Below are 14,768 nucleotides of genomic sequence, written 5' to 3' on the forward strand. Positions count from 1 at the left end.
TCAAATTAAAAAATGTAAAGGAAAATCAAAACTGATGAATAAATATCAGAAAACAGAAAATCCCCATTTATCTACAAAAAGTGTTGGACTGGTTGGTCTTGGCCTAATGGGGACAAGTATTGCCACCAATTTGTTGTTGTCTGACTATAGTGTAAAAGCCATCGCGCCCATTCCATCAGACTTTGAAACAGCACGAACACAGATCGAAAAACAACTGTTCCACAGCGAATCTCTAGGTCTTCTCAATAAACCGGTAGCAGAATATTTAAAAGAAATTAAAATATCATACGATTATAGCGAATTAAAGGACTGCTTCTTGGTAATGGAGTGTGTAATTGAGGATTTTGATATTAAAGTTGATATTTATAATAAAATAGAAGCATGTGTTGATGAACATGCCATTATCGGCACAAATACATCAGCTATTCCCATTAGTTCACTGCAAGAGCACCTAAAATACCCCGATAGATTTGTGGGAATACACTGGGCAGAACCAGCTTATGCGACCCGTTTTCTAGAAATAATATGCGGTGAAAAAACGGATTTAGAAAAAGCTAACTTTTTATTTAACACCGCTAAATCTTGGGGCAAAGAACCGACCTTATTGCGAAAAGACATCCGAGGGTTTATTACCAATCGATTGATGTACGCCGTGTACAGAGAAGGCCTAGCCCTCGAACAGGACAAAAAAGCCAGTATAGAAGATTTAGACAAATGTTTCCGATATGATGTAGGATCTTGGATATCCCTCATGGGTATTTTTCAAAGAATGGACTACATAGGCATCGACCATTTTTCAAAAATGTTAGATAAAAACCTGCCTAACCTTTCGAATTGCGAAGAAATTCCGCCTATTATGGCCGAACTATTAGAAGTCAAAGCGAGAGGGATTTACTCTCAAAAAGGACTCTATGAATATACAGCGGAAGAAGCAAAACATTGGGAAGAATCATTTGCTGAATTCAATAATGAAATGTACCATTTAGCCAATAAATACCCTTATGAATTTAAATCAAAAAACGATAACCATGGAAAATAAATATAGTAAATCAGCCGCCTTACTCGAACGCTCCAAAAAAGTGTTGGCCGGTGGTGTATCGTCAGAATTTAGAAAATACAACTATCCACATGCACTGTTTTATTCACATGCAGAAGGCACGAAAATCTACGATGTAGACGGCAATGAATATTTAGATTTTACCCTTAGCCAAGGCCCTATGATTTTGGGACATTCACATCCCGAAGTCATTAAAGCCATTGAATCTTATAGTGCCACTGGTCAGTTGTTCGCTGGACAACACATCCAGGAAGTTGAATTAGCTGAAAAATTACAAAGCATCATCCCATCTGCTGAACTAATAAGATTTAGTTTAAGTGGGTCAGAAGCCGTACAAACAGCATTTAGAATTGCTCGAGCTAAAACGGGGAAACATAAATTTATTCGTTTCGAAGGCCATTATCACGGATGGTTGGACAATGTGACCTGGGGATTATCCCAGCCTAGTCCAGAAGATTTAGGGGACCGATCGGCTCCCAATGTTTTTCCTTGGACCAAGGGTTTGCCCGAACACACTAGCAAAGAATTTACCATACTTCCATGGAATGATCTCGACCTAGTAAAGAAAACCCTCGCCGAACAACATCACGAAATAGCGGCTATTATCACCGAACCCGTAATGTGTAACAAAGGCTGTATCCTACCCAATGAAGGGTTTTTAGAAGGTTTGCGAGAACTTTGCGATGAGTACGGAATCGCCTTAATATTCGACGAAGTAATTACTGGATTTAGATTGTCTTTGGGTGGAGCACAAAGCCTATTTGGCATTACTCCCGACCTATCTATTTTCGCAAAAGCCATCGCCAATGGCTATCCTATTAGTGCTATAGTAGGAAAAAAATCATGGATGGCATCATTGGAAGATGGTAGTGTAATCCATGCAGGAACACTAAACTCGGGCAACGCCCCTGTAGCGGCAGCTCTGGCAACGATCTCAATATTGGAACGGGACAAACCCCACCAAAGAATGTTTGAATTGGGAAATATGTTGAAAAATGGACTCCGGGAAGTAGCCGCTAAATACGGTCAAAATTTACTAGTTGCAGGACCTGGACCAATGGTAGGTAGTTATTTTACTGATGTAAAAGAAATCAAAGATTATCGAGACACCCTATCCTTTGACAATGCCAAGTTGAGAAGATTTATCGTTGCAATGCAACAAGAAGGAATTCGAATTATTGGTCGTGGTCTATGGTACATCAGTGCAGCCCACACAGAAAAAGATATTACCACTGCGATTCAAGCTAGCGATCGCGTATTAAAATCTCTTTAAGAACGATCGCCTATGAATAAGAATATTGAAACATCTTTGGTAAACGAAATATTAGTTATTGGATCGGATAGATTGGCCTGTACCATCGCCATTAATCTCACACTTGCCAACGAAAAAGTGAGGTTATTGTCGGACAATTACAGTGCAACTACCGAGACTTTACACCACTACATTAATCATTTAACCAAGGATGAAAAAAGTAAAATCAATACCATACAGCTAACCGAAGATTATCAGATAAAAAGTAACAATACTATGGTCATCATTTCTAAAGAATGCGACCAAACTGAATTGAAATCTATCTTTAATGCTCTGGCAAAAAATGAGATAGAACCTCAGTGGATTGGAGTAGCCAATGATTACTTATCTCTCGATGAGATACAGTGCTGTACTACCTATCCCGAAAAAATATTTGGAATGAATTGGGTATTACCAGCTCATCACACTTTCTTCCTAGAACTCATACACAATCAAACTACTACCAAAGGCCTAGTGGAAACCATAGCTGAACACGGGTCTAAAAAGTGGAATAAAGATCCCTACATTGTATCGGGGGAGCAAGGCATTAGATCCAAAATGATATCGGCTCTCATTAGAGAAGCTTTCTATTTGGTAAGCAATGGCTATGCTTCATTGCAGGATATAGACAGAGCTTGCAGAAACGATGCAGGCACTTATCTTCCATTTGCCGGCAATTTTCGATACATGGACTTAATGGGCACCTTTGCCTACGGTAAAGTGATGCAGGAATTAAACAAAGAATTGTCAAAGTCTACTGAAGTGCCGGTTTTCTTCAAGGAAATTGTAGATAACAATCACCTGGGTATGAAAACTAAACAGGGATTTTATTCTTATACACAAGAAGAAATATACGATTGGGAGAAAAAAGCACTAACTTTTAGTGGTGAAATTAAAGATATCATGGAGCGATATCCCTTTGACCTTACAAAAGCAAATCCAACGGATAATAAGATTATACATAAATCTCAAAATATCAATATAAACGCATGACTCGACGACTAATTTTTGATGCTCATTTGGATCTATCCATGAATGCCATAGAATGGAATCGCGATCTCAGACTTCCGTTAGAAGAAATCCGAGAGCGAGAAATGAATATGTCAGATAAGCCAGATAGAGGCAAGGGTACCGTCTGTTTACCTGCTCTGAGAGAAGGCAATATTGGTTTGGTTGTCGCCACCCAATTGGCTAGAGTCAGCCCCAAAGGCAGTGCATTGTCAGGCTGGCGTTCACCGCAACAAGCTTGGGCTATGACACAAGCTCAGCTGACTTGGTATCGGGAAATGGAGGCTTTAAATGAAATGGTTCAGATCACCGATCTCCAAGGTCTAAAAAATCACTTAGCTCTCTGGTCCAATGAAGAAATTGACGCAGCCGACAAACCTATAGGCTATATTTTAAGTTTGGAAGGTGCCGACTCACTGGTAGACATCTCTTACCTACACCGAGCGTGTGAATATGGATTAAAGGCCATTAATTTATCTCATTTTGGACCGGGAAGATATGCACCTGGCACCAAAAAGCAAGGCAGTATAACTCCAATGGGATTTGAATTAATCCGAGAAATGAACAGTTTGGTCAATACGGATAAACAATTGATATTAGATGTGACCCACCTAACTGATATGGGATTTGATCAAGCTTTGGAAACCTATGAAGGACCGATATGGGCAAGTCATCACAACGTGAGAAAAATAGTACCCAACCAACGACAATTATCAGATGAACAGATTAAAGCTTTGGTAGATAGAGGAGGAGTTATCGGCGGTATGTTGGATTGTTGGGCCATGGATGTTCGGTTTATTGATACGATTTCAGATCCATGGCAACTGGATATAAAATTAGAAAACCTCGTCGACCACTGGGATCACATTTGCCAAATTGCGGGAAATGCTGAACACATCGCTATAGGGAGTGATTTAGATGGAATCTTCGGCACTGAACAAAGTCCATGGGATATGAATTCTATAGCAGATTTACAGAAATATGAAGAAATACTGAGAAAACGCGGCTATAGTGAGACCGATATCGACAATATTTTTAATAAAAACTGGCTGCGTTTCCTAGAGAACGCTTGGTCATAAATATTTGATTATACAAAATAATACAAGGTAATGAATACGGCAAACAATTTTAGTGCTGGTGTGGGTAAAACCAATATTACACCCCCATTGGGCAGTGGTATTAATGGAGACTTTGTACTTCATTATGCTACCACTATCCACGATGACTTATATGCAAAATCCCTCTTCCTTAAAAATGATGAAACCTCAATTTTAATGATCGTTGTGGATATCTGTAGTATGGATATTGAATTTGTAGATCAAGTCAAATCGATAATAACTGAGAAAATTGATATTGATGGTCAGAACATCTTAATTTCCAGTACTCATACCCATGCTGCGGGATCCATAGCTGAAGTACATTTAAGTCCAATGGACGTGGGTTATAGGAAATCACTCGCGCCAAAAATTGCCGAATCTGCAGTAATAGCTTTTTCCAATTTACAACCTGCGGTATTAGCCAGCGGTCGCATCGATGTTCCCGATCACGTATTGTGTAGACGGTATAAAATGAAGGACGAATATCAGCCTATTAATCCGGTATCTCATACTACCGATGCTATTAAAACCAATCCCATTGGCATTGAGGAATACATTATTGAACCCATTGCCGAACCGGATCCACAGCTCAGTTACTTAGCCATCAACAATTTAGAAGGAAAGTGTATTAGCATTTACGCCAATTATTCACTACACTATGTAGGGGACTGGGAAAATGGAACCATCTCTGCAGATTATTATGGGTATTTTGCTCAATACTTAGAAAACCATTTAAATACTGCCGACCAGTTTGTAGCTATGATGTCCAATGGTACTAGTGGAGATATCAATATTTGGGATTTTCAAGGTTTAAAAAATCACCCTAGTGGATTATTTGAGAAATCCATCCTCATCGGCGAGGACTTAGCTGCTAAACTTATACAGTCTATGGACAGCCTCGAATGGGAATCTTCACCGAGATTGAGAAGTCAGACTGTTGAAGCCAGTTTTGCTTTGCGAAAACCAAGTAAAGAAGAATTAACTGAGGCAGAAAAGATTATTGCGGTAAGTGATTACGAAACCTATAATTACGACGATGCCAACCTAAGGAAATTGTATGCTAGAGAACAATCTATGTTATATCAGTTTCCAGACAGCAGAACTTCCATATTTCAACTTCATCAAATAGGAAAAACCCTAGTTGGAGGTCTTCCTGGAGAATATTTTGCAGAAACGGGATTGTGGTTAAAAAAACAAAGCAGTGAGATGAATTATTTTACTGTAGGGTTAGCCAATGACAACATCGGTTATGTACCACCCAAGCACGAAATTGAAAAAGGTGGTTATGAAACCTGGAGATGTCGATACAGTTGTATGGAAGCCAATGCAGAAGAAGAAAGTCGACAAATAATGGCTAGTTTAATCAAAAAATTCTCTTAATATTACTCTTATTTATTCTTAAAAAAAAACTAATGGCCACACCTTGGTATACTGTTGAAAACACCGACCTAATTGATAGTCCAGCATTGATGATCTTTAAAGATCGAGCCATATATAATATTAAACATTTGATATCAATGGTGGATGATATTGAGCGACTTCGCCCCCATGTAAAAACCAATAAATCCGCAGATACTATAAAGCTAATTATGGAAGCTGGTATCCAAAAATTCAAATGTGCCACCATTGCAGAAGGTGAAATGCTGGGTAATTGTCAAGCTAAAGATGTTTTGTTGGCATATCAGCCCGTTGGGCCTAAAATGAAAAGGTTTATAACCCTAGTAAAAACTTTTCCCAATACCAGTTTTTCATGTCTTATTGACCATTTGGATAATGCCAAACAGCTAGGGCAATTGGCAGAGAGCGAAGGTCTAGTATTGTCGGTATACATAGATGTCAATGTCGGTATGAACAGAACGGGGATTGCTGCGGATCGCTTAAATGCAGAATGGGCATCAGAGTTGGCCAAAATTAAAGGCATAGAAGTAAAGGGCATACACGTGTATGATGGTCATATTCACGATGTTGACTTGGCTATTAGACAAGAAAAAGTGGATGGTTATATGCCAGCTATTAATAAGATTAGTGAAATTTTAGCTAATGAAAACCTAGGAACGCAATGGGTAATAGGAGGTTCGCCTACTTTTCCGATTCACTCAGCAAGGGAGAATGGAGAATGCAGCCCAGGTACATTTATATTTTGGGACAAAGGGTATTTAGAGATCTGCCCAGAACAAGAATTTCAACCCGCTGCCGTGCTTTTAAGTCGAGTTATTAGCATTATTGACGATAAAAAATTATGTATCGATTTAGGGTATAAATCGATAGCATCGGAAAATCCATACGAGAGAAGAGTCTATTTTTTAAATGAGCCCAATGGCAAATTAGTAGGTCATAGTGAAGAACACATGGTGGTAGAAGTCGATTCCACTGAATCCTATAGTGTAGGGGATATATTCTATGCCTTACCCATTCACATTTGTCCTACTCTTGCCATGTATGATGAATTATTAATCATTGAAGATGGAAAGTGGACGGAGAACTGGAAAACAACGGCTAGAAATAGAAAAATATCTATCTAAAAATTTGAATAACAATACTTAATCAGATTAACCTAAAGAGTTTAGCAGTATTGCTAAACTCTTTTTTTTTTGAAGAGTTATAGATCGATATCAATGTGACCAGTTCTCAATAAATTATAATCTACCCTGTTTCCATTTATTCAACATTGACAATTGAAAATACCAAATTAGAGCAAGGTAATTGGACAAATAAAATCAAAACGATACTAACATATGTTAATCAGGCTAATTACAATCGGCAAATTGAGAGTTTTGGCGAGAAGAAAGAGATTTTACTAGTAAGGGAAGAAAGGATTAATTGTAAAAAAAGGGGGAAATTAGATTGGATGACAGGCGGGGAAAAGAGGGAGAGAAAGGAAAATTCCTTAATTAGGCGCATAGATATTACCCTATAAATGAGTATATTAGGGAAAATAGTTTGAAAAATGGAAGCAAAATACAAAAGTGTGTCACTTTCCGACTTTCAAAAACGATTCCCCGATGATGAAAGTTGTCTTAAGTATTTGACCGAAAAGAAATGGGAAAATGGGTTTAAATGTCACCGCTGTGGACATCAACATTTTTGCAGGGGAAGAAAAAAGTATTACAGACAATGTACGGCGTGTCGATACCAAGAATCGCCAACGGCCAACACCTTATTTCACAAGGTGAAATTTAGTTTACAAAAGGCATTCACAATAGTTTACTTTGTCTCTACTAATAAAAAGGGTATCTCATCTACAGAGCTAAGTAGAAAACTTCAAATACGACAAAAGACCTGTTGGCTATTTAGAGTAAAGGTTTTACAAGCGATGAAAAGTAAAAAAAATGTTGGCCTCTTTGGAAGGGTTGAAATTTCTGATTTTGAATTAGGTCACAAAAGAGTTGCGATCAATGGTAATACCGTGACATTGGTTAAACAAGTTATTATTGGGATTGAAAAATGGAAGAAGGGTGTATCTCACATTTATGCCAAAGTCACTATATCAAAGAACGGAAGAGAAATATTGAATTTTGCTAATTCTTATATTCAAGGGGACACCGCAATTAAATGTTACGGTAATCCAGGTTACAGGAAACTCAACGATATTTTTACCGATGTAAAATTTTTGAAAAAAAGCGAAGGACAGATTTTACCCTTATCCAATCGAGTATCAAAAGGTCTGAAAGCTTGGTTGCGAGGAATGCATGGCCATGCGGAATTAATGCAATACTACCTCGACGAATACTGCTATCGTTTTAATAGAAATCGTATGAAGGCAGAAATTTTTGACCACCTACTTGAACGCATGATAAATCACCCCCCGAGAACCTACAAAGAGATTATTACGTACGCGCCTATTTCGAGAAATATTCCCACAGCCAACTCATCCTAAATCATCCACCAAATTATTGCAAATAAAAAAATACAATACTAAAATTATAACTTAAATTCCCCCTACATGCTCTTTAATACTGAAATAAAATATTAAAAATCGCAATGCCTATAATCCACATCACTCCAGATTTTTTTCATTTTTATTCAAAATTCTAAACCAAAAAATTTCCACTCACTTCAAGATAAAATGGCATAATTCCAGATCTTTGAAATTCCTATTTCGAAATTTTTACAAGATCTGTGCTTAGAAAATATAGTATCCACTACTCAGTGCAAAATGGATTCTTTGGGTTTTAATTCAGATTCACAATCTAAATTAAATGAATCTCAACCATAAGATTAATCAACTCCTCAATTAATATATCTACACCTTGGACACAGCTTCAAAACCTTTAACCGATAACTCTTCCTTATTATAAACCAAAGGCAATTTTGTATCCCAATCCAATAAACCACCTCCAGCTTCTTCTAATAAAATTTGCGCAGGAGCTACATCCCATTCCTTCATATTGGTAGCTACGCGAGGATAATAATCGGCATCGTCAGTGATCAGTCGCATAAATTTTAATCCACTGCCAAGAGTCAAACTAATTGGATTGTTTAGATTTTCAATTTGAGCCTGAGTTTTGGGATCTAAATTGGATCGTGATCGTACAACTCTCAAACCATTGTCATCTAAATCTACCTCATGACCAAAAAGCTGAGTTTTCTTCCCTTCATACTCTCTCCATGCCCCTCCATCTTTCCATGCATAATACATATCGTCATATATAGGAGCATAGATAATACCCAATACCGGCCGATTGTTTTTCACTAAAGCCAAATGTATAGTGAATTCATCCAATTTTTTTACAAACTCCTTCGTCCCATCTAAAGGATCAATAATCCAAAAATATTCGTATTCCTTTCTCGTTTCATAGGGAATGTCAACATTCTCTTCTGAAATAATAGGAATATCTAAATCTAACGCAGTCAATCCAGCAATCAATACTTCATTGGATTTGAAATCTGCAATGGTAACTGGTGAATTGTCGGATTTTTTTTCTACGTCAATGGAATTATCACTGTGATAGATTTCCAATAAAACCCTTCCCGCCTTTCTTACCATTTGGCAAAGAGGAGAAATATATTCAGAATATTGAATGGAAGCCATAATAGATCTTAATTAGTAAGTAAATGAAATCAAAATCACAAAGATAGGATTTTTCAAACTGGCAGAAAAAAACGTATTTGAACAATTTTAAATATTAATAATTACGTTATACTAACTAAGCAAATATTAATCCGATGAGGGAAGATCAAATAAAACACGATACACAGCAGCAGCAATTTATCTGGGACATTGATGGACAAATTGCTATTTTAGATTATGTTACATTATCCGATTCAGTGTACGCCTATACCCACGTTTATGTGCCCCCTGCATTAAGAGGGCAAAATATTGCAGCTCGATTAACTCAATTTGCCTTGGAAGAGGCATCAAAATTGGGCTGGAAAGTAAAAGCAGTATGCCCCTATATCCAAACATACACCAGAAGACATTCCATTGACCTCGAACCTATTATGGTATAAAATCCAATTCCCTTAAAGTCCCTATGATAAGTATGGATTTGAAGAACTATTTTAATTTCATCTAGGTAATAGATCAACTAGCCCAGTTAAATCTAACCAATAGATTATTGATAGATTCATACCCTATAAGCTAATATTCATATTGAATAGTACAATATCTGTCTAATGTAAAAGACATTTGCCAATAATTTATCTATAGCCAACATGACTTTTACTATAATATGCTAACACCTATTATTCTCTAAAATATATGTGCTAACCAATAAAACCTATACCCTTATGGGATCCATCACAATAGGGTTTGTTTTCAGAATGACCACATCGACAAAGAAAAGCTCTATCCTTTTTTTCAATTTCACCATTGGGTTTAGTAATCGAAAGCTGGCCCACTAACTTGTATGGTCCATTGGAAATAACCTCTATCACAATCTCCTCCGCCTCAGTCACTTTCTTTGACTCTTCTTCCTGGCCATAATAATAGCCCAATGCGCCAGAAGGGCATTGATCGATTTGCCGGGTTATTGCTTCAGCACTTGCATTATCCACAACAATCCATGGTCGAGAACGAGGCTGAAATACAGCATTCAATCCTCGCCAACATTTTTCGGAATGAATGCACTTTTTCGCATCCCAAGTAACAGTTAAATCGTCCTTTTTATATTCCTTTTTCATGTCAAAAATTCTTTTGTATAAGTTATGCATTTCTTTTCACACTTAAAAATTTAATAATACTTTTGAACCCTTTATTGGCCAATACCAAACTAACATGGAAATTAAAAAGTTTGTCTTAGAAAATGATTTAGCAAAATTTACATTTATCAACTTAGGTGCCCGATGGATAGGTGCTGAGATTGCTGATATAGACGGTAACAAAGTAGATGTATTGCAAGCTTATGAAAACCTTGAAGATTTTGCCAATATTACCAATGCCTACGGTGCCATATGTGGTAGAGTGGCCAATCGAATTGCTGGAGCTTCATTTACATTAAATGGTAAAACCTATAATCTCTCCGAAAATGTACCCGGAGCCAGTCTCCACGGTGGAGTGGAAGGGTTTCAAACCAAACAATGGGATGTAGTTTCTCATACTGACGACAAAATAATTTTCACATACGCTTCCCCTGACGGTGACGCTGGTTACCCTGGTAATGCTCAAATTAAAGTAACTTATCGAATAGATGGACAGGCATTACACCTCGATTTGGAGGCAGAAACAGACCAACCATGTCCCATAAATCTAGCCTCTCATCCCTATTTCAATCTAGCTGGTCACGATGCTGGCAATGTTGACAGCCATGTTTTTCAGATCAATAGCGATGAAATTCTGGCCATGAACCAATACTTGGTGGTAAGTGAAAATGCAAGTCCAGTGGTAGATACAGTGTTTGATTTGCGTCAACCTAAATCTATCAGACAAGGACTTATTTCCGACGATGAACAAATAGTATTGGCCGGCGGTTACGATCACAATTACATTTTAAAGGACTACAGTAAAGGAAAATTACTCTTAGCCGCAACCGTAAAAGAAAATAATAGCGGACGTTTTTTGAAAATCCATACTACATTGCCAGGACTACAATTTTATACCTGTAATTCAAATAATCCTAATCCTGCAAAAGATGGAGTTAAATACCAAAAATGGGGTAGCTTCTGTATGGAACCACAATTCTTTCCAAACAGTCCAAATATTCCAAGCTTTCCCAATACCATCGTAAAACCAGGTGAGAAAATGTCAGAAAAAGTTGTTTTCGAATTTGGTCAGGGAGAATAATTATTACGAAGATTAAGTAAAAGTAGGTGTTAAATACAAGGTATTAAGTGAGGTAAATTGTAATGCTTCCTCACTTAAGCAGTGTTTAATCCACAACCCTCCTTTATCTTTTCACTTAATCTAGATATAATAATGGATTGAAGGATTCCATTCTTTTCAAAACACTTAATTCACATATATTGACTTCAATATTAATTTTTTATTGCTAATTCAATAATTACTACCTGATATATCCTTCTAATCCAAGGAATTATTGAATCATAGATAGATGGGAAATAGCTAGGCTATATCCAAATATAGATGGCAAGCTTTCTCCTATAACATTGACATTCAATATTATAATTACATAAACACCTTATTATTCTCCCTAAAATAGCCAGTAATATACAAGCATGAAATAGTTTTTAAATGGGGTTTCTGCGATATTGATATTGCCTTATTTTTTTATATCTTTCTCACTCAGAAACAACCAGACCATGCTCCAAAGAAAAATTGACATCAATTGTGACCTCGGTGAAAGCTATGGTCACTTTAAAGTAGGCGATGACGTCGAGATGATGTCCCTCATCAGCAGTTGCAATATTGCCTGCGGATTTCATGGAGGAGACCCCCTGACCATTGAACGAAGTATTGCATTGGCAGCCCAACATGAAGTCCAAATTGGTGCCCATATTTCATATCCAGATTTAATGGGATTTGGACGTAGGTCAATGAAGATTCCTCCTTTGGAACTCAAAGCTATTATAAAATATCAACTATCCGCTCTGTACGGTATGGCTTGGATACAAGGAATTCCAATACAACATGTAAAACTTCACGGCGCTTTATACAATGATGCCAACCTTTCTGAAGAAATTGCACAAACTGTAGTCCAGACTCTAATCGATTGGCCACTTGAGTTAGCTCTTTACTGTCCAGCCCATTCCCTACTCTATAACATTGCCCAAAACCATCATATAGAAGTAATGGCTGAGGCATTTATCGATCGAAAATATCTTGCCAATGGCCAATTGAAACCGAGGAATCAAATAGGAAGTGTCATCCATAGCCTGTCAGAGGCATTGGAACAATTAGAAGAAATTGTAATCAAAAATAAGGTAAAAGTAGATGATGGAAGCTATATCCCTCTGCAGGCCCAAACCATTTGCCTTCACGGTGATCACAGCGATGCCATAAAATTGGCAAAAGCGGTAAAAAATAGATTATCAGAATTGAATATTACAATGGAATCCCCTTTGCACTATGATTGACGAATGCCGGTTTAAATATTTTGGTGAAACGACTTTGGTATTGCAACTCAAAGAAAAAATCGATCTCGATCAACTCAAGTGGTTATATGGTCTTGAAAGATTTGTATTAAATCGATACCCCGATCTCATCCGAGAAACCATGGTTACTTACCACGAAATATCTATAACCATTCGCCCTCAATCTGGAAGTCTTAAAGCATTTAAAGAAAAACTCAATCAGGTAGTTCAAGAATCTGTGTTTACTTTTCCCGGAAATGAAATTTCAAAATACACTATTCCCATTTGTTACGACGAGGAATATGCCTTAGATAAGGTTCGCTTAGAAGAAAAACTTGGCCTAAACTGGAACATTATCAAACAAATTCATAGTCACAATGAATATCGAGTTTATATGTTGGGATTTATCCCGGGCTTTGTCTATTTGGGTGGTATGGATAGTCGATTGTCGTGTAAACGACTAGACAAACCTAGGACAAAAGTTTTAGGCGGTTCTATTGGTATAGCAGACCAACAGACTGGAATATATGCTATTGACAGTCCAGGTGGATGGAATATTATTGGTCAAACACCTGTCGTTCTCAATAATTTTAATCCACATACTTTTCCCGTTTTTCATCCACTTGACATCATTCACTGGAAAGAAATCGATAAAACACAGTTTTTAGAACTCAAATCTCAGGCCTCCAAAGGCATTAATATCTTAAAACTAACGTCTAATGGGATTTAAAGTAATTAAACCGGGTTGGCAAACCACAGTTCAGGATCTCGGACGACCCGGCTTACGTAAATTTGGTATCCCAAGGTCAGGAGTTTTAGATCAATACCGCTATTATTGGGCCAATGGATTATTGGGCAACGATTTATCTATGCCTATCCTCAGCATTCAAACCCTTGGCCCCAAATTGGAGTTTACTGAAGACCACAGCATTTTTGTTACCGGCTCTCCAGCCATATTGACCATAGATAAATTCGAAGTAAAAACACAAGGTCACTTATACGTTAAAAAAGGTCAAATACTTGAAATCAAATCTCGGTTTAGAAACGGGACTATCTACTTGGCTATCGATGGTCAATGGCAATTGCCCAAAATCTATAATAGCTATTCCAGTGACTTATTAACACCATTCGAGGGACTATTAGGTCGTAGTCTTATGGTTGACGATGAAGTGAACATCATTCCACAACAACCTATCTTCCAGAATATATCACTACCACAGAACACAACCATTCAACCGAATAACCATCAAACCATTAGAATCTTAACCGCCCCTGAATCTGAAGTTCTCACAACTTCTCAAAAGTCGGCTATAGAAGATCACAACTTTAGTATAGATCCAACTAGCAATAGTATGGGTATGCGATTGGATACGAATATAAATTTTGATACTCTAAAACCAATTATGTTGTCATCCAGTGTGCAAGTTGGCACTCTTCAATGGCCCTCGGGGAATCAACCCATATTATTATTAAATCAAGCACAAACCTCTGGAGGATATCCACGACTCGCCCAAGTCATCCAAGCTGATCTTTACAAATTGGCATATCTGGGTCCCGGAGATACCATTAAATTTAAATGGAGTACACTAAAAGAGGCATTTTATATCCTAGAATATCAAAATACTCAATTTAAAAGACAATGGTCATCAGTATTCAACAATTCATTTGAAGGACAATTATAAATATATTTAATAAAACACGAGGGCCTTTTTATGAGGTCTTAACCATGATGAATCCAAATTTTTATTTATTCGAACCTAGAGAACTCAACTTATCTATTCGACTAAATCCATTTTTTATTTATAAATTTTGAAGCCATAGTCAATAACTCCTAAATCCATTTAGA

At 37.2% G+C, this 14,768-nt stretch carries 14 protein-coding genes; 12 read left to right on the plus strand and 2 right to left on the minus strand.

Going from position 1 to position 14,768, the window contains the following annotated elements; genetic code table 11:
- Positions 1-34 precede the first annotated feature (34 nt).
- From LVD51_RS00050 to LVD51_RS00080, 7 genes are all read left to right on the plus strand, one after another.
- Positions 35-1,039, plus strand: coding sequence for a 3-hydroxyacyl-CoA dehydrogenase family protein (locus tag LVD51_RS00050; RefSeq protein WP_236969115.1), 1,005 nt, complete (start codon positions 35-37; stop codon positions 1,037-1,039).
- Positions 1,029-2,330, plus strand: a complete 1,302-nt coding sequence (locus LVD51_RS00055) for an aspartate aminotransferase family protein (protein ID WP_236969116.1) — start codon at positions 1,029-1,031, stop codon at positions 2,328-2,330. The genes LVD51_RS00050 and LVD51_RS00055 overlap by 11 nt, the downstream gene beginning before the upstream one ends.
- A 12-nt stretch (positions 2,331-2,342) precedes the next feature.
- A complete protein-coding gene (locus LVD51_RS00060) occupies positions 2,343-3,341 on the plus strand; it encodes a 3-hydroxyacyl-CoA dehydrogenase family protein (protein ID WP_236969117.1) in 999 nt (332 codons plus the stop codon).
- Positions 3,338-4,435 (plus strand): dipeptidase, encoded by a 1,098-nt coding sequence (locus LVD51_RS00065; RefSeq protein ID WP_236969118.1) that lies wholly within the window; start codon positions 3,338-3,340, stop codon positions 4,433-4,435. The genes LVD51_RS00060 and LVD51_RS00065 overlap by 4 nt, the downstream gene beginning before the upstream one ends.
- 30 nt (positions 4,436-4,465) lie before the next feature.
- The gene (locus tag LVD51_RS00070; RefSeq protein ID WP_236969119.1) at positions 4,466-5,833 is read left to right on the plus strand and encodes a neutral/alkaline non-lysosomal ceramidase N-terminal domain-containing protein; all 1,368 of its coding nucleotides are present in this window, start codon (positions 4,466-4,468) and stop codon (positions 5,831-5,833) included.
- Between the two features lie 32 nt (positions 5,834-5,865).
- Positions 5,866-6,975 (plus strand): D-TA family PLP-dependent enzyme, encoded by a 1,110-nt coding sequence (locus tag LVD51_RS00075; protein ID WP_236969120.1) that lies wholly within the window; start codon positions 5,866-5,868, stop codon positions 6,973-6,975.
- 425 nt (positions 6,976-7,400) lie between these two features.
- On the plus strand, positions 7,401-8,330 hold the full coding sequence (locus LVD51_RS00080; RefSeq protein WP_236969121.1) for an IS1595 family transposase: 930 nt from the start codon (positions 7,401-7,403) through the stop codon (positions 8,328-8,330).
- A gap of 366 nt (positions 8,331-8,696) precedes the next feature.
- Here LVD51_RS00080 and cysQ read toward each other — a convergent pair whose 3' ends face one another.
- The gene (cysQ, locus tag LVD51_RS00085) at positions 8,697-9,485 is read right to left on the minus strand and encodes a 3'(2'),5'-bisphosphate nucleotidase CysQ (protein ID WP_236969122.1); all 789 of its coding nucleotides are present in this window, start codon (positions 9,483-9,485) and stop codon (positions 8,697-8,699) included.
- Positions 9,486-9,619: 134 nt separating this feature from the next.
- On the opposite strand from cysQ, the gene LVD51_RS00090 reads away from it, so the two are divergent.
- Complete coding sequence (locus LVD51_RS00090) at positions 9,620-9,904, plus strand: GNAT family N-acetyltransferase (RefSeq protein ID WP_236969123.1); 285 nt, start codon at positions 9,620-9,622, stop codon at positions 9,902-9,904.
- Between the two features lie 255 nt (positions 9,905-10,159).
- Here the strand turns inward: LVD51_RS00090 and LVD51_RS00095 are convergent, their stop codons facing one another.
- Positions 10,160-10,576 (minus strand): (4Fe-4S)-binding protein, encoded by a 417-nt coding sequence (locus LVD51_RS00095; protein ID WP_236969124.1) that lies wholly within the window; start codon positions 10,574-10,576, stop codon positions 10,160-10,162.
- Positions 10,577-10,670: 94 nt separating this feature from the next.
- On the opposite strand from LVD51_RS00095, the gene LVD51_RS00100 reads away from it, so the two are divergent.
- The 4 genes from LVD51_RS00100 to LVD51_RS00115 all read left to right on the plus strand — a co-directional run bounded on the left by LVD51_RS00100 (position 10,671) and on the right by LVD51_RS00115 (position 14,604).
- Entirely contained in the window at positions 10,671-11,675 is a 1,005-nt protein-coding gene (locus LVD51_RS00100) for an aldose epimerase family protein (protein WP_236969125.1), read from the plus strand.
- Positions 11,676-12,151: 476 nt separating this feature from the next.
- Positions 12,152-12,925, plus strand: coding sequence for a 5-oxoprolinase subunit PxpA (locus LVD51_RS00105; protein WP_236969126.1), 774 nt, complete (start codon positions 12,152-12,154; stop codon positions 12,923-12,925).
- Entirely contained in the window at positions 12,918-13,652 is a 735-nt protein-coding gene (locus LVD51_RS00110) for a 5-oxoprolinase subunit B family protein (protein ID WP_236969127.1), read from the plus strand. Before LVD51_RS00105 ends, LVD51_RS00110 begins: the two co-directional genes overlap by 8 nt.
- On the plus strand, positions 13,642-14,604 hold the full coding sequence (locus LVD51_RS00115) for a 5-oxoprolinase subunit C family protein (protein WP_236969128.1): 963 nt from the start codon (positions 13,642-13,644) through the stop codon (positions 14,602-14,604). Before LVD51_RS00110 ends, LVD51_RS00115 begins: the two co-directional genes overlap by 11 nt.
- Positions 14,605-14,768 lie beyond the last annotated feature (164 nt).

The organism is Membranihabitans marinus, from assembly GCF_021729155.1.
Lineage (GTDB): Bacteria > Bacteroidota > Bacteroidia > Chitinophagales > Saprospiraceae > Membranihabitans > Membranihabitans marinus.